The organism is Pseudomonas sp. F1_0610 (assembly GCF_047470865.1).
Lineage (GTDB): Bacteria > Pseudomonadota > Gammaproteobacteria > Pseudomonadales > Pseudomonadaceae > JAZDRH01.
This window is the reverse complement of the sequence record NZ_JAZDRH010000042.1, coordinates 1-16,286: the sequence shown is the minus strand read 5'-3', so window position 1 is coordinate 16,286 and position 16,286 is coordinate 1. Positions and strand designations below refer to the sequence as shown.

The 16,286-nt window shown below is 39.7% G+C and carries 17 protein-coding genes; 7 read left to right on the top strand and 10 right to left on the bottom strand.

Features of this window, described 5'->3' with window-relative positions; all coding sequences use genetic code 11:
* Positions 1-180: 180 nt before the first annotated feature.
* From cmr6 to cas6, 7 genes are read right to left on the bottom strand one after another with little or no spacing between them, the layout of a single operon-like run.
* Positions 181-1,314: a type III-B CRISPR module RAMP protein Cmr6 gene (gene cmr6, locus VQ643_RS15380; RefSeq protein ID WP_414201202.1), complete on the bottom strand. Its 1,134-nt coding sequence runs from the start codon at positions 1,312-1,314 to the stop codon at positions 181-183.
* 3 nt (positions 1,315-1,317) lie between these two features.
* Positions 1,318-1,695, bottom strand: coding sequence for a type III-B CRISPR module-associated protein Cmr5 (cmr5, locus tag VQ643_RS15375; protein WP_414201200.1), 378 nt, complete (start codon positions 1,693-1,695; stop codon positions 1,318-1,320).
* Complete coding sequence (cmr4, locus tag VQ643_RS15370) at positions 1,695-2,582, bottom strand: type III-B CRISPR module RAMP protein Cmr4 (RefSeq protein WP_414201197.1); 888 nt, start codon at positions 2,580-2,582, stop codon at positions 1,695-1,697. Before cmr4 ends, cmr5 begins: the two co-directional genes overlap by 1 nt.
* A 4-nt stretch (positions 2,583-2,586) precedes the next feature.
* On the bottom strand, positions 2,587-3,741 hold the full coding sequence (locus VQ643_RS15365; protein ID WP_414201195.1) for a type III-B CRISPR module-associated Cmr3 family protein: 1,155 nt from the start codon (positions 3,739-3,741) through the stop codon (positions 2,587-2,589).
* On the bottom strand, positions 3,741-5,702 hold the full coding sequence (cas10, locus tag VQ643_RS15360; RefSeq protein ID WP_414201192.1) for a type III-B CRISPR-associated protein Cas10/Cmr2: 1,962 nt from the start codon (positions 5,700-5,702) through the stop codon (positions 3,741-3,743). The genes VQ643_RS15365 and cas10 overlap by 1 nt, the downstream gene beginning before the upstream one ends.
* On the bottom strand, positions 5,692-6,846 hold the full coding sequence (cmr1, locus tag VQ643_RS15355; protein WP_414201189.1) for a type III-B CRISPR module RAMP protein Cmr1: 1,155 nt from the start codon (positions 6,844-6,846) through the stop codon (positions 5,692-5,694). Before cmr1 ends, cas10 begins: the two co-directional genes overlap by 11 nt.
* Before the next feature lie 21 nt (positions 6,847-6,867).
* Positions 6,868-7,719, bottom strand: a complete 852-nt coding sequence (cas6, locus tag VQ643_RS15350) for a CRISPR system precrRNA processing endoribonuclease RAMP protein Cas6 (protein WP_414201186.1) — start codon at positions 7,717-7,719, stop codon at positions 6,868-6,870.
* Between the two features lie 264 nt (positions 7,720-7,983).
* Between cas6 and VQ643_RS15345 the strand changes: the two genes are divergently transcribed.
* The 7 genes from VQ643_RS15345 to VQ643_RS15315 all read left to right on the top strand — a co-directional run bounded on the left by VQ643_RS15345 (position 7,984) and on the right by VQ643_RS15315 (position 13,650).
* The gene (locus VQ643_RS15345; protein ID WP_414201184.1) at positions 7,984-9,234 is read left to right on the top strand and encodes a Card1-like endonuclease domain-containing protein; all 1,251 of its coding nucleotides are present in this window, start codon (positions 7,984-7,986) and stop codon (positions 9,232-9,234) included.
* Between the two features lie 29 nt (positions 9,235-9,263).
* Positions 9,264-10,247, top strand: a complete 984-nt coding sequence (gene csm6 / locus VQ643_RS15340; RefSeq protein WP_414201182.1) for a CRISPR-associated ring nuclease Csm6 — start codon at positions 9,264-9,266, stop codon at positions 10,245-10,247.
* A gap of 591 nt (positions 10,248-10,838) precedes the next feature.
* Entirely contained in the window at positions 10,839-11,333 is a 495-nt protein-coding gene (locus tag VQ643_RS15335; protein WP_414201179.1) for a hypothetical protein, read from the top strand.
* A 40-nt stretch (positions 11,334-11,373) separates the two neighbouring features.
* Positions 11,374-11,742 carry a hypothetical protein gene (locus VQ643_RS15330; RefSeq protein WP_414201177.1) on the top strand — a complete coding sequence of 123 codons (369 nt, stop codon included), beginning with the start codon at positions 11,374-11,376 and terminating at the stop codon, positions 11,740-11,742.
* A gap of 45 nt (positions 11,743-11,787) precedes the next feature.
* Entirely contained in the window at positions 11,788-12,087 is a 300-nt protein-coding gene (csx16, locus tag VQ643_RS15325) for a CRISPR-associated protein Csx16 (protein ID WP_414201174.1), read from the top strand.
* An 11-nt stretch (positions 12,088-12,098) separates the two neighbouring features.
* A complete protein-coding gene (locus VQ643_RS15320) occupies positions 12,099-12,431 on the top strand; it encodes a hypothetical protein (RefSeq protein ID WP_414201172.1) in 333 nt (110 codons plus the stop codon).
* A gap of 76 nt (positions 12,432-12,507) precedes the next feature.
* On the top strand, positions 12,508-13,650 hold the full coding sequence (locus VQ643_RS15315) for a Card1-like endonuclease domain-containing protein (protein WP_414201169.1): 1,143 nt from the start codon (positions 12,508-12,510) through the stop codon (positions 13,648-13,650).
* Positions 13,651-13,964: 314 nt separating this feature from the next.
* Here VQ643_RS15315 and cas2 read toward each other — a convergent pair whose 3' ends face one another.
* From cas2 to VQ643_RS15300, 3 genes are read right to left on the bottom strand one after another with little or no spacing between them, the layout of a single operon-like run.
* The gene (cas2, locus tag VQ643_RS15310) at positions 13,965-14,267 is read right to left on the bottom strand and encodes a CRISPR-associated endonuclease Cas2 (protein ID WP_414201167.1); all 303 of its coding nucleotides are present in this window, start codon (positions 14,265-14,267) and stop codon (positions 13,965-13,967) included.
* A complete protein-coding gene (gene cas1 / locus VQ643_RS15305) occupies positions 14,257-15,186 on the bottom strand; it encodes a CRISPR-associated endonuclease Cas1 (RefSeq protein WP_414201164.1) in 930 nt (309 codons plus the stop codon). Before cas1 ends, cas2 begins: the two co-directional genes overlap by 11 nt.
* Positions 15,187-15,221: 35 nt before the next feature.
* Positions 15,222-15,488 (bottom strand): hypothetical protein, encoded by a 267-nt coding sequence (locus tag VQ643_RS15300; RefSeq protein ID WP_414201162.1) that lies wholly within the window; start codon positions 15,486-15,488, stop codon positions 15,222-15,224.
* Between the last annotated feature and the right edge of the window lie 798 nt (positions 15,489-16,286).

Below are 16,286 nucleotides of genomic sequence, written 5' to 3'. Positions count from 1 at the left end.
CTCGCATAAAAATCATATTTATTATAAATAGTTTATATTTGTTAGTGCTAAATTTTATATAGTAGAATTTTTACTATCTTTTGATCTTTTTTAATTTAGCAAATTGAGATTTCGTACTAAAACCTCACTTACTCAATAAAAAATATACGGCTGCTACTTGTTTAGCAGCCGTATATTGGCCTATAGCGCATTTAATTGGCTTTTAAAGGCTTTTTCTTTGTTTTTACTTGGCTTTATTTGTTTTTCGGCTAATAGTGTTTTAATCGCCTCTTTTAACTGCATGCGTTCATGCTCAGAACCTTCTTGCACAAACAAAGGAATAAGCTCTGCAATACAATTAAACAGCTCTACTATTTTGATGTCACCGTTAGGCAGCCCTTGTGGCAAACCAGTAAAAGCTTCATTAAACTCGATAATTTTTAACTCGAGCTCACTAGCCTGTGCTTTTAATGCTATCTGTTGCTGCTGTTGATGTAGCTCTTGGGCAACTGTAACTAGCTTAGCTTCTTCGGAAGTATCTACAACAAACTGACCAAACCCTATGGCTGTTTTTGCACCAGCGCCTAGCCATTCTAGAGCATGCTCTAATGCCTGCCAGATCTCTGCAAGTTGTGTAATAGCTTCTTTAGTGCGAGGTAGAATTATAAACTGCAACTTAATATTTTTGGCGATTAAATAACTAACAGGCACAGGATCATGCCAGTCACCAGGCAAGTTTTGTGCGATATTTTGAGCTTTAGCGCCATTGCTATACCAGTTGCCCATATGTGGCGTCATAATTTCTACATTGATATTACAGGGTGCAATAGGTAATGCATCAAGAAAAATAAAGCTTCCAGCTCGTTCGGCTATATCCTTCTTGTCTTCAGTACCAAACCATTCGCCTAACCGATTTTTGCGTAGAGCCTCATCAGCTACAGCTGTTTCAATGAAACTACGAATTAGCCCTTTTACAGCTGAGCCTGGTAAGTAAGGGACGCCTAAAGAGTGATGCCACAGAAAACCATTTTCTACAGGGTGAGGATTGCCTAACCCAGTGACAAAGGAGGATGTGCAATGAAATACTTTGGCTTGTCCATTTTGCGCTTGAGCCAATAAGCGTAGTGATACAGCCTTTTGATGTAAGTACTGTAAACTACCGAGTCCTTGGCCGAGAGCAGCTGTTTCTTTTAGCCAGTTGCTCTTGGTGTCCTTATCAATACTAGAGAAATTTTCTGCGTAGCCAGTAAAAAAGCGTTCAAACCATAAACCAAGATGGCCATTCTGAGCTTTTTTAGGTTTTGTTTGTTGCATATCGTAAAGGGGCAAAGGCATAGTTTACTCCTTAACTTTTTCGGTCAAAGCCAGCGTGATTTTTTTTAGCCACTCAAGCAAAGCAAGGGCTTCGTTTTGCGCAGCCATATAAGATTTCATATCAGAGACGGTAATAGCTGTAAGAATGTCTTTTTGGTTTTTAAAAACATTGCCGGCAGTATCTTTGCATAGCCAGTCGCTAACAGCTTGATAGAGCAACCTATGTGTAGATTCTCCTTTCATACGATAAAAAGCCATTGCTTGCCCTAAACCATTAATACGAATGAGGGCAGGTAAATTATTAACATAACTACGAAGTTCTTTCGTATTAGCGTCTGACTTAATGCGCTCTAACCATTTCAAGGCGTACTCAGCACGATGTTGTTCCATAGTTTGTATCATTAGGCTTCTCCTTGAGTAAAGTTAACACGGCACCAGCCCATACCTGTAGTTTCATTGCCACCAATTTGCAGCCAGTGGCTGTTCGAAGGAAATAATGTCATTAGCTGAGCTAATACTTGCTGTGCGGTAAGCTGGCTTTCTTTACGTCGTGCAGCATGAGCGCTAATGGGAACATAGAGTAGGGTTTCACTAGGTAAGCTTTCTTCATACCAAAGAGCACCTGTTTTAACAGACTTGGTTTCACTATCAATAGCTATGTGAGGATTAATGGCAGTCGCATGGCGAGTTAAGAACGTAAAGATATCGTCATGTACAATGAGTAAGTTCTGCTCTATTACCTCTGTAGTAAAATGATTATCTATCAACGGGCTTAGCCACTGAGCTAGTAGAGTAATTTGCTCACTTGGTTTTTGTTCTAGTTTAAACTCCTCAAGAAAGGTGGTTTCCTCTTTATTGCCTAGTGCGTCAAATTCTTGGTTAACACTAATGTTTAGCTGAGGTATCTGAACCCCTAAACGCTCAGCGTGAGTAAAAAAACGCTGCAAACAAGCAGGGCTAGTGACCCATTTAAAGCGGCTTTGTAGGGAGCGCACAGGTAAGGCAAGCAACTGAGCATCACCTATTAATAACGCGCCAGCGTGGTTGCTATCGCGCTCTTGTGGCTGGGCACTTTGCTCTGGACCAAATAAATCTAATATCTGCTGATTTTCTAATTTACCTTGAGCATGCGCGCGTAATGCCCCCTTCATAGATGAACCGAAAACACAAGGCCAACCTGTATGAGCTTCACGTTGGATAGGCAAGTCGATACCGGCTACAGATTGTCCAGAGCCTGCATGCAAGGAGGTTTCGGTAGTGAGTAGCATTAATGTTGATTGAGTAGTCATAAAATTATTTCCTAAAAGCACTATTAATAGGTAAGCGACCAACTAAGACTTGACCTCTACCGTAAGCAGAGTCCTTGTCTATGCATTGGCCATGTAATTTAGAAATTTCAGCTGAATTAGCACAAAACAGGGCGCTACCTGGGGCTAATAAGCTTTGTACAGGTTTGGCTTGGTGTTTGGCCAAATCCCAGCCACCTTCACGCAAAGGGCGAGCGCAGGCTACGCTGTAAATAGTTGTTGGTAGGGTTAAAATATTACCTTGCCATGCTTGTAATTTATTAGTGTCCTGTATTGCATTAAAGCCTTCAGGAATGCCTGCTGGCTGCAGTGGAGCGCATGAGCTAGGGGTAATGTAATAAATAACAGCATAAGGATCGTTATGCTGCTCGAATTGTGGCCATTTTATCGTGCAGTTCTCAATAGATAAGCTGGCCATCCGGCCTTCGCCACCTAAACGCACCATTGCTGAGGTATTGAGTTCGAGGTCATCAGGTATACCACTGACTAAAAGCTCAATACTTACATCGGCATGTAAACGTAAATGACGTGTTTGATAAAGCATGCCATGTATAACGCCACGACGTTGATTGTCGCGCGCTATCCCAATGCGTGGTTCTTCTGTAAAAAGTTGCTGGCTAGAGATTACCTGATCTGGGGTGGGGGTTTTACCTGCAAGAATTGCTATCCAAGCTGCTTCTGTTAGCCAACAATCTGTAACAGGTTTAGCTCCTGCTAAAGAGTGTATGCCTTGAACCTTAGTGGGATAGGACGGCAGTAAAACGTTTCCTAGATCACAGCGCACAGGGCCCGCTAAATCCAGTAGGAAGTAGTTGTTTTCCTTTACCATTAAGGTCGCAGGAGCTGGATATAAACGTTGTTTTTTAAAGGCAATATAAGGGCCTAATATGCTTAAGCTACCAAGGGAATTACTATCGCCAATAATAGCTTTTAGCTCTGTCAATGCATCAAATTGACGCCAAGAAGTCGCATTTTTTGCATGATAAGCGTCCCCAATAAAGGTGCGTAGAGCACCTAATATAGTAGAAGTTGAGGGAGGAAAAATACTAGATAGCTCGTTAGAGCCTAAACTTCCTTGGGGGCGTGATTCGCGAAAAAACCACGTATCAATGGGTGAAAAACGGCAACATACATAATTCATTACTCAGCCCCTCGCTCAATGCCTTTTTGCGCTAAGAAACGAACTAACATGGCGGCATCTGTATTTAAAGGTTGATGTGGATTAATAGTAAAACCTTGCTCAACGTCTGTGCGTTGCCAAACTGCACACTGTTCAAGCAATAGTTCTATATGTTCAGTATTGGCATCTTTTTGATCAAACGAATGGTAGTACTCAGTCAATACGAGTTTTTTTAAAACGTCATGGCGTGGGTTTGTAAAGCGCTCAACCAGCTGCTCAAAGCGATAGAAAAACTTATTTGAAAATGCTTTATTTTGCGTACTGAAGGCTTTAGCTAGCTGGGCAATTTGAACATTATTATTTGAATCTAATGCCTTGCTCCATGGCATTGCCCATTCTAATGTTTGCCCCGAAGGTTTCCATACACGGACTGCTATTGCATCTCGCCCCGTTTTATCTTTTGCTACTTGATCCAATAGCTCATGGGCATTGCTTAAAACATGGGTAAGAGGAATACGAATATGCGTAAACTGAATGGCACCAGACAAAGTAGAGTCAACAACACAGTCATATTTCATGGAGCTTTTTTTAAAGCACTTAATATAATTCTCACGCAGGTCACGAGCGGCATCTAAAGCGCCTTCTAATGGTAAAATGGCAAGTACATCATCACCGCCAGCATAAACCAAGAAACCATTATGCTGGCGGACAATATCACCAGCATGATTAGTAAAGCTATTTAACGCTGCACTAATCACTTTTTGCTTGCTAACATCGCCCATGTGTTTGCCAAGCTGATCTCCATCCATTAATAAAATTGCATAGTAAGGAGAAGGTTCGCTGGTAAGGTTTGTTCCGGCAGATGCTTTTAACTGGGCTAAAGCACGTGTGACCTGCGGTGCATCTGAAGGGGCAAATAGATTAGGGTTAGCCAGCATATGGGGAAAATATACCTGCCCATCTAAAGCAGCCCAAAAATGCTTAAATCCATCCTCTTTTGCGCGCTTTTCAGCAGCTTCTTGTAATGAGCTGATGGCAATGGTGAACTTATTATGACTAATATGCTGGTATTCAGAGTAATCAGCAATTTTAGAGCAAGCTTGACTAAAGGCTTCCCACTGTGCAATGCCGCCATGCAAAATAAGTTGTTCTAACCAAGTAGTTACTGCAAGTAAGGCGACAGAAGGTACAGCTACAGGAAGTTGCCAGCCATAAATAGTGTTCGACGAATCCGATGACTCTATTTGAGGTAGCTCTACCTTGACTTGACTAAAGTAGCGAGAAAAACGGCGTTTAATAAAGGCCATAGCACAAAGATGTTCACCTTCACGCAAATCTGTTTTAATACCTTTAAGTTGCGTATTCTCACGAATTGCATTCCAGTAGTTATTTACTTTTGTTAGGTTGGTTTGCGTGATACCCGAGAGCTCTTGCCAGCCATCCATCATCATGCATTTATGTCCTGGCTCGGTTGGAGCTACTAAATTACGCCAGTTTTTTCGTTGGTTTAGCGCATTAGACGCTTCATCATCAGAAATAATCCAGTTTATTTCCCAAAAGCTTTTAATTTGCCGTTGCCAGATATCTGCTGTTATTGTGTTATCTAGAAAGGCTAAATCATTATCCCAAACACTTTTAGCTAAAGCCTCCCAAGCAGTTTGTACAGCAAGCACTACTAATTCAGGATTAAACTGCGCTGGTACTTGGGCACTAATGCCAGCCTTAAAACGGTTGGGTATACCGCCTTGCTGAGGTGGTAAGGCGCCTGCTGTAAGATCTGTTTTAGTTAACCAGTTTAGATAATTAGAGTCCGGTTTAGGGAAGCTAATAGTACCACCCTGTTTTTGAATACAGACCATGGCAGTAGCTGATAACCAAGACAAAATAAAAGAACCTGCCCAAAAATCACGGGTGCGCCGAGCCTGAGCAACAAAGCTTTGTACTGGACCAAGAGTAAATTGAAAATACTGTTTATCGTCCATTGCGTAGCTCCTTGCGCTGCTCAAAACGGTTAAGGTACGTATGAATTACTTGGTAATTAATACGGGCTTCAACTTTTTTACCTTTCATATCAATTTTTACGCCCTGTGGAAGAAATAGGGTTGGAAGCAAGCTTTGTATGGCTACGCACTTACCGTCTGGAAAAGCATGTATATGAACAAATAAAGGTGAAGCACGACGGCTAATTTGTTCTTCCTTAACAGTGACATCTAATTTGTTGTTATCTTGCTTCCACTGATAGTTATGGGGCAAGCCAAAGACACTCCGTTGAGGAACTTCTGTAACTGTTTGGTTTTGAGCGGCTTTTTTGGCGATTACCCTGTCATTTGGAAAGTTATTTTCCCGCTCTTCATTTCGATCTGTCCCATCTCGGTAACTATGCAATTGATGGTTAATGCTATTGAGCAATGTCATGCTGGCGTTAGCTTCAGCTGAAATATCGATACGACTACCTTGGCTAAAAGCAGACAGGGGGCTGTCGTTAGTAGCAGAAAAATTCAGTGTTTTAATAAACGCTTGAATATCCTCAAGAGTGTTAAATGTTTGTGTTGAATCTTGATACTCAATACGTTGCAATGCCAAAGAACCAAAGCCTTTACGGGCACGGCTGCCTAAGCCACCAAAAAAACCAAGAGCCTTAATAGCTACTATGAGTTGTTCCACGGATGCATCAACAGGTTTAGTGGAAGGTTTAAAGCGAAACTTAACAATTAGCTCGCCCTCATCTAGCTCCAAGCGCGATCGAAGTAACCCTGTCTTGTGGCTATAAAGCCCCATGCCTAATAAATAACTTAGATGCCTCAAGTCCTTACTGCCGGCTTCATATAGCTTAGGAGAGCGGCTAAACTCAGATGTTAAAATAAATAGGCTTTGCTTACCTGTTTCTGATTCGGCAGAACCAAACAGCAGGGCTTCTTCTTCATGTAATTTGGCAAGGGCATCCTTTATAGCTAGCTTCTCTGCTAAGTGGCCCCAACGCGTAGCGCGCCACCAAAAGCGTATAGCCCCCTTAAGAGAGGCGTTACGCATATGTTTATCATCCGCTTTTTGCTCGGCATTACCAATAAACATAGGGGTAGGCATTTTAAAGTATGCAGTAATGGTTTTGGGTTGAATAAACTCCATCGGCAGTATTCCTTACTGAAGTTAAATTAAATTAGAAAGTTGATAGGCACCTAGCCCTAAAGCGGCCTTACCACCTATATGCAAACATTGACCTAACTGTAGAGCAACTTGTAATTCGTTCGATAAGTTGCTTGATAAGTCTATTGTTCCCATTAAACCGCCAATGGGAATTTTCTTACGCTGTTTACTCGAAAAGCGCGAATAACTTACATACTCTAGTTGATAGCTGTATGTTAGTTGCTTACAAAATTTGAACCAGTTGTCTAAATCGCTAAATTGTGGAGTTTGGTATAGCAGGGATAGTGTGTTAAGGCGCCTATGTAAAGCAACTAAAAAGTCGTTAAAAGAAAATATTTCAGGAGTGACAACTTGCGGGCTTCCGTTTATTTTGCGCTTTATAAATAAAGGTGTAGTTAACTGTATGCTAATACTATCAGCTAAGGGGCGATAACCTATAGCTTGAAGGGGTAGAAGATGGCAAATAGCCACTAGTTTGTTTTCGGTAAGGCCATCTGCGCAAGCTAAGCAAAAGGCCTGAAGAAACTCTTTTTGGTAGTTAATGGCTGGCCCAAAAAGATAAATATTACCAAATAAAATATTATCAGTCCCTTGTTTTGAGCTTAATGGAGAAAAGGCAAAACAAGGTGAGGTGGCTTGCCATTTCTCAGTTTTGGGTCCAATAAATAGTAGACTAAATAAACAGTCATCCTTATGTTGATGCAGACTAGTGCAGCGACAATATAGTTTATGCAAGGCATGGCCTAACGCCCCTCTAAACATCGACCCTGTATAAACTGGCAGCTTAGGTGGTTGGCTAAATTTCAGCTCAAAGGGTTGTTGCAATATGGATGTTGGTGGGGCTGTTTCAAACACAATAAATCCTTCTAGAGTAAGTTGCTACAGCACTAACAGTTATTAGATTAACTATAGCGTTAATATAGCGAAAAAAAACAGAAGAAACAGGAGTTATGCACACTTTTAGACTTATGTAGCTTCACTGGCGAAACGCTAAATACACTACAAAAGATTCTGTACTGTGTGAAATAGACAAACTTGTATGTAAGTGCTTAATCTTGGAGTTTAGTAAAGTACATTCAATTGAAGCAAGCAGATAAAACTATATGAAAGGAATATCGCATGACAGGGCATATCTGTATTTTATCGGGCCAGACACTGCAAAATATTTTGCCATTACATTCGCATATTGCGGATTATATTTTTTTAGCTATATCAGAAGAAAAACAAGACTCTGCTGCTAGTTTTATCCGAATATTGGTTGATCTAGGGTTGGTAGCTAATGAAGAAAAAATCATTATCTTAGAAACCATACCTTCGACTGATTTTCAGCAAATGAAAGACTGGGCAGTACAACAGTTAAAGATGATTCGTAAAATTTTACCTCATGGGCAACTAACTTTAAATGCAACAGGGGGGAACAAACTAATGTCTATTGCTCTCATTCAAGCTTGTGAGCAGCCTGAGTTTGCACCTGTTGAAGTTATTTATTGTGACACGGCCCAGCAAAAGCTAGAAACGATTTATCCTGAAGTTTTCACACAGCCCTTGCAAGACAACATACTAACAGCTGAGAATATTTTGAAAGCCAACGGATTGCAGGTTAATTCGGCTTTAAGTGATCAGAAAAAATGGCGGGATACTGTATTAAATCGTAAAGATATAACCTGCTTACTTGGTCAGAATATGGCAGGCAACTTAGGAAGTTTCATTCAAACGCTAAACTACAAACTTTCTACAGCACTAGAAGGACGAAAGCTAGAAAATGCCCCATTACCAATAAGTATCAGTTTTAATATTACTAGCCAAGCATGGCTTGATGCTTTACAGCAACTGCAAAACTCAGGGCTAATTAGCTGCCAAAACTCGTTACAATTACAAAGGCCAGTCACCTTTACTATTAATACACTGGAAAACTTTCGTTATTTACATGGTATCTGGCTAGAAGAATATCTATGGCTATGCTTAGACGACGCAGGAATTAATGATATAGCCTGCAGTGTGGCAATTAGTAATCTTCATGAAGATATTGCTTTTAAACACAATGAGCTAGATATTGTTATTGGTAGCCGCAATAGATTAGTGGTAGTGGAATGTAAAACCGCTAATATTTCTCGTCAGCAGGTGATGAACCTAGCATTAGATAAACTAGATGGTTTAGGGCGTCGCGGTGGTGGGCTGCTTGCGCAACGCTGGTTTGTTATGGCGCGTTGGCCGCACAAGGATGAAGATAACGATTTAGCAGAACGTTTCCGCCAGCAGGCTAAAGATAGAGAGGTAGTATTAATAGAGCCTAAGCATTTAAGCAACTTAACTCAGCGGCTTAAAGAGTGGAAGAAAACTGGAAGTTTCCCCCTTGAAGAAGTGGAATAAATATATTTTTAACGAGGAGCTAAATAAACATGCATAGCCAAAGTATCTTGCTATCAACGGTAGGCTCATCACCACAAGTGGTGACAGAAACCCTTTATGCCATTGCTGAGCAAAAATTAAGCTGGCCTACTGAACTACGTATTATTACCACGTCATTAGGTGCAGAAAAGGTGCGCCAAGGACTTATTGTAGGTAAACAGCTTGAGCGCCTTTGTCATGAACTGTCTCTACCAATACCCAAATTTGGTGAGGAACAACTATTAGTTGTTACAAATGAACAAGGTCAGTATGTTGAAGATGCTCGCTCCTTGGCTGATCATGAAGCACTGGCTAACTTTATTATGCACCAAGTGCAACAGATTACAGATAATGAAAACTGCATTTTGCATGCCTCACTGGCAGGTGGTCGTAAAACCATGACCTTTTACTTAGGCTATGTAATGAGTTTATTTGGCCGACAGCAAGATACATTATCGCACGTATTGGTTAGCGAAGGTTATGAAGGAAAGCCTAACTTTTGGTATCCAACAAAAAATCCCGATTACCGTCAGATAAAAGATTATAGTGGGAATGTAATAGCTGGCTTAGATGCCAGCCAGGCGCAAGTAACCTTAGCGAATATTCCCTTTATTCGTCATCGCCATAACTTACCCAAACTGTTATTAAAAGAGAAAACAAAAATTACGTTTAATCAGTTGGTACAGCTAATAAACCTAGGTGAGAACCCTGAAGATATTGAACTCATCATCAACATCAAAAAACGTACCATAGTTGTAGCAGATAAAAATAAGCAGTTGAATTGCCAGCAGGAGTTTAAGCCAAATTTTATTGAGTTTGCGTTTTACTTAATGCTCGTAAATGGCACGCAAAAAGGTGACTCAACGTTATACAGACCTGCTAAGGAAAGGGCAGATCTTACCCTGTTAGAGTTATTTTTAGACACTGTTTTGTCTTTAACCAATATTGAGCCAGGCCAAAGCTATCAGGAATCTCTTGAAAGACTGAAAGACTGAAAGACTGGGCAGAATTACATGGTGGCGTTCAAGAGCGTACTTTAAACACATTCACTAATAATCAAGGCATCACTTCTGGATGGTTTGATGACCGCAAAACCAGGCTAGTAGATTCCTTTAACGAAAAATTGCCAGCAAATCTAGCCAAATATTTATCACCCAAAGCTATCTATAATGATGAAGGTGATAGGGTGCCTTTAAATGATAGCCCACAAAAAGGTGGTTTTGGTATTCCTTTGCCTGAGCCACAAACCCAGATCACAATTATCAAAGAGTAAAGCCTTAAGATAGCGGCATAACGCCGCTATCCTTGGCCGCTAGCATACATTTTTAGACACGCCTGTTAAATTTTATTTTAACGCAAACAGACAAGTTTGTTTCTAATCACCTAGTGCTTCTTTTCTATAAAATAATCCCAGTAGCAAGGCTTGGCAGTAAAGCAGCAATCTAGCCGGCGCTCTACCAGAGTGCTGCTTAGTGCCTAATCAGTAGCAACTACTCAGACAAGTTTGTTATTCATCCGTAAATAAAAAAATATTTAAACTAAGCATATCGAACAGTAACTATTAAAGTTTAATGTATAGGTGTTAGATGAAAACATTAGTGATTAGAAAAGCAAAAGTAATGCAAAAATACAGCCAAGCTGTATGGGAATTATTGCAAGCTAATTATGCTGATGTAACTGGTGGTTTGCACTACACATCTATTGAACAACTTATAAATACATCCGCTATGTGGAAAGTAGCCTTGCATAAAAAGCAAGTTGTAGCTGTAACAATATATAAAGCTAAAAAAGGCCTAAAGCTAGTTGCCTTAGCTGCATGTCAAAAACTTAAAAAGGTAGCTTGTATAGCACTGAGTAATATTATTCGCAGAGACTTAAAAAGTTGCTGGATGGAGTTGTCTGAACGTGCAGAACGATTTGTTATGCTGTATTGCGGTGGGCAAGACTTTATTATTAGTAATGAACTTGCTGCGCAAATTCTAGAAAAGCAAGTAGTTTGCCTTAATAACGGCTATCACTATCTGCGAGAAATTAATAATCAGCCTAAAAGCAAGCTGCTATTGGGAACAGTAATACTTTAAACGGCTTGCTTAATAACTAATTTTTTTATTGGAGGTGTATATGAACGACCAACAAAATAACCAATGCCATGCCATTATCCATTCAGCCGCTCTTACAGCAGGAGCCGGTAATGCAGTGCCAGTACCAGGGCTAGGTCTAGCCACAGACACTGTAGCCTTAACGCTAATGGCAACATCATTAGCCGCTGTTTTTGGTAAATCATTACCTGAATCTGCGGCTAAGGCCATGGCTGTCTCAGCGTTAAAACGAGCCATGCTGCAGCAACCAGTTAAAACCATGGGAAAAGAGTTATCTAAATTTATTCCGTGGTTAGGCATGGTGGTTGCTCCTGCTGTTTCAGTTGTCATTATCGAGGCGGCTGGTTGGGCACTGGCTAACGAGCTGAGTCGCGAAAGTTACCTTGGTTAGCCTTATCGAGGCTAACTAAGATTAATCATGTATATGGATAAGTGTATGTCAAACGTAAAACGTTGGTTTGTTTCGCGCCATCCTGGCGCATTAGAGTGGCTGGCAACACAGCAAGTGATTGTGGACGAAGTTGTGCCACATTTAAACGTAGCTGACGTAGCCAAAGGCGACTATGTTTATGGCACTTTGCCGATTAACTTAGTGGCTGAAATATGCGCAAAAGGCGCGTTTTATTTGCATCTTTCATTGCAAATTCCGGCGCAATGGCGCGGACAAGAGTTAACACTTGAACAACTAAAGGCTTGCCAAGCGCATTTTCAAGCATTTACAGCAAGCGCCCTTTAAGGAGTATTTATATGGAAAAAATCACCATTAATAACTATGCATCATTGATGAATGAGCTTATTCAGCAAAAAAGTAGCTTTATTATAAATAATGTTGATGTAGATGATATGCTAGAAGTTTGTGCTGATCTTGAAAATGCCATAGAAGCGCAGTGTTTAACCTGTCGTATTTATACTAAAGGGCGTCTCGTAGCTGGCTTGTTAAGCTTCCTTTCTTATCGTGTAGGGGTGGCCTCAATTATCGGTATAGCTATACATAATTGTCTTACTTATAACCCAGACTATGAAATAGCACGAGATATAGCTAATGGGCGTATTCTAGTCAATTATCAAAATAAATCTTAATCTGAAATTACTATTTTAAATAACCTATGTAGGTGCTATGTTAGTCAACTATTAATAGTCTAAGCTGGAAAGCTCAATGATTAAATTTAAAACACATTTTTGTTTAGTTTCAGCGCAAGCAGCGCCTAACTTGCTACCCTTGCTCGATGAGGCTGTTAAACCTGAAAGAGTTGTCTTTTTAGTCACTGAGCAAATGAAAAAACAAGCGGACTACCTTGAGCAAGTGATTAAGCCAACAGGCATTGTTATTCAACGAGTTGAGTTAACAGCTATTGATGATTTTGAAAAAATACAAGAACAGTTAATGGCTTTACTTGAACAGGAAGATGCAAAGCATATAGCACTTAATGTTACAGGTGGTACCAAATGGATGGCCATAGCAGCGCAAGAAGTGTTTCGTATGAATGGTTCTGCTGTCTTTTATGTTGACCTTAGCCAAGATAAACTACTGTTTCTCGATAGCACAATTCCAGCACATAAGCTATCGCAGCGCATCAGCCTAAAAAACTACATTGAATCCTACGGCTATGAATTTAGAAAGGAGAGCCAACCAGTAGGTTTGCCAAAGGCACGAAAAGAGCTTTGCCGTGAACTTATTTTAAATGTGGAAAGCTGGCAAAGCGCTATTGGCTTATTAAATAAGTTAGCAGCCAAAGCCGAAGAGCAAAATACACTGCAAGTAGACTATGCTAAAGAAACTAATCTAGCCCATGGTTTTGAGCAACTACTTTTTGAGTGCGAAAAAGCACAATTATTAACTGTTAAAGATAGGCAGCTTTGCTTTACTGATGCTCAGGCACGTAGTTTTGCTAATGGTGGATGGTTAGAGTATCACGTCAATAGCTTGCTTAATGAACTAAAAGCAGAAGGGGTAATTCAAGACAGCGCCCACTTAAACTTAGAAATCCATCGCCAAGGTGAAACCTCACATAATGAGCTTGATGTGTGTTTTATGGCTCGCAATAGGCTACATATTATTGAATGCAAAACCAAACGCATGTCAGGCAAAAATAGCCCACAAACAACAGAAACAATATATAAATTAGACTCTATTAGCGAGCTGGGAGGTCTTTCCAGTAAAGCTATGCTGGTCAGTTATAGGGCTATAGATAAAACAGCAGATAAACAACGGGCCAAAGATTTACGCATTAAAGTAATAGCTGCTAATCAGTTGCAAACCTTAAAGTCAGCACTTAAGCAATGGATAGAGTCCCCTTAACCATAGCCTTCTTAAGGCACAGCTTTTAGGTAACCTGTGCCTATATGCAAAAGGCTATTTCTTACGCTGCTTGAAAATGGAAGCCTCATGAGAAAATTTGTTTAGAAGTGATTTAACAAAATAGAGCTTAATCCTCTTGAAAGTGAGGCTCAGAAATATTTTTATCGACAATACGGCTAAAAAGTCGAGGCTTTAACCTCATAGGCGAGGGGAGCTTTGCTGAAAACAGCCTAAAAGATAACTGATAAAATCAAGTGATTAACAATTTTTAACTATCGATAACGCTTACTTTTAAAAGCGATGGGTATAGTATTTTAAATAGGCTTTATTGCATATGGTGGATAATTATCAAAATAAACATCCTCTGTGAAAGGGGATTGGCCATATAATATTATAGGATGTTTAATTAGATAACCTCTAATGTCATCTTCGTATAAATTGATGAGACTTTTTAGTTTTTGTTGAAGTCGGTCTAACTCTTTTTCTGTGCCAAGCCAAGCAAACACAGATTCTTGAATAGGTATCGAAATACTACTTAGCAGCTTATGGACTTTCCTTAAGCGTTGTTTATTTCTAATGTCATACTGAATCAAATACCATCTTTTGTTAGTGCTCATAGGGATTTCTTTCACTGTGTTGGTCAATATGTTTGCATAGCCAACGAGCAGACGCCATAAGTGAGCGTCTCCAAGGTTTGAGTTGCTCTGCTATTGCTTGGTAATACCTCTCACGGGCAGGTTTTATAAGTAAACAAGGCGAGCCCTTAGTAAAATCTTTTGCAGTGAAAGTTTCTTCAAGAAAAGAGGTCATAACCCATTGTTCACAATAGGGGCGTATTGGCTCTAGTAGGTCACAAGCAAGTGAGTGACGACCTGAAAGAATGGAATGATATACGCCTAACTGTGAGTCCAAACCATGTGCAGTGCATTGGCGAATGGCCTCTTGCATAGCTAGGGTATATGTAAGTGACAATAGAGCGTTTACAGGATCTAAGGCGGGGCGTCGCTTTCTAGACTGAAAATTTAAATCGCTCGGTAATAATGAACGCCAGAAGTCAAATATTAATCTTTGACATGCGCCTTCAACGCCCCTTAGTTGTTCCTTTGTAATACATCTTTGCAGATCGTCTTTCTTTTTATATAGATGGATAGATAAGTGATGATTCTGACTGAGCTTTAATGTGCGCAAATTACCTAAAATACGATGTGTGCAAATAGCTTTCGCAATAGGAAGCGACAGAGCATCATTTTGCTGAAAAGAATATTGCAGGCATCGCCGTTTTACTTGCTGTTGCTGTTTAGGATAAAGGGCAAAACTGCGTTCACTAGAGCGTTGATTAAGGTTAATAAAATCTATACCTCGTTCCCATAGCTGACCTAATAAAGCAGTGGTCAGCTGTACGCTATGTAAACAGATAATTTTTCGAATATAACTGAGAGGTATACTTCTTGGTGGTGTTTCTGGCGAGCGAATAATTAAGCATTGATTTTCATATTCAAGGTTAATATGGCGTCGATCAAACAATAATGTGTACATAGTCAGCTCCAATTGCCTAGCATAAAAATGCTAGGTTAAACCCATACGAGTAAGTCGTTATAAGATTTAAGCTCTAACCTGCCAAGGGACCAACTTGCACCTTTTTCAGAGCATTTTATAATTAATAATTTATCAGTGTTTTTTATATAGGTTAATATATGGTCTGTAATTGGGTTTATATCAAGGCAGAGGTTTAACTCGTATCCAGACTTCTGGAATATAGCACTGTAACGACGTAAAAGCCTGCAAACTTTTTGTCTAGATTTTGAATTTTCAATGTCATAACAAATAAGCCAGTTCATAGGTTTTAACTTCTATTAATCGTCAGTATTATAGAGTCGCTTGGGTTGTCCTGTATTCTATTTTTATACACGCAGCACATTTTTTAAGAATAAAAACTTATTTTGGTATTTTTTATATAAGCTTAAACTAGTTGTGTTTCTAAATCTAAATCTAAATCTCTATATTAGTACTTAATATAAAACATCTTATTTAAAGTTTTTTAAGCTGCTTAGCAGCTGTTACACAAAATATACAAAGCATGATGGCTATAAAGACCACGTCTAACTTTTAAATGATCAGCAAGCATTAAGGTTGTCATCGTCGGCACCTAAACCCAATAAAGTAGATGCAGCTAGTTTGCAGGCTTAAACAATAAAAAGGGAATACACAAGTTTGTCCATGCTTGAAATCACCTAGATGGCGAGTAAGGCTAACAAATACAAAGACTAAGCGCCTAGGCAGGTTTAATGCAATAACTGAGCCTGAGTTAACTTAAGCTGGAGTGCTCTTTGAGCATAGCTTTCTGGCTCTCGTGATGAAAGCCAGTAATTTGAGTCTTAAGCCCCTTAAAGGCGGGGCTTCTCTCTGAGTTAGGTACTGATGTTTACTACGGTTCTACTATGGAGTCTTAATCCCCTTAAAAGCGGGGCTTCTCTCTGAGAGTAGCCTAAAAAAAATAACCAATAAAATCAAGATATTAAAAAGGGTTTTTGTGGGTTAAAAAATGAGCAGAAAAGGTTGTCTGTTTTTTGATCAATTTTTAGCAATATAAAAAATAGATTTAAATACTATAAATAGTTATTTGGCGTATGTATAGC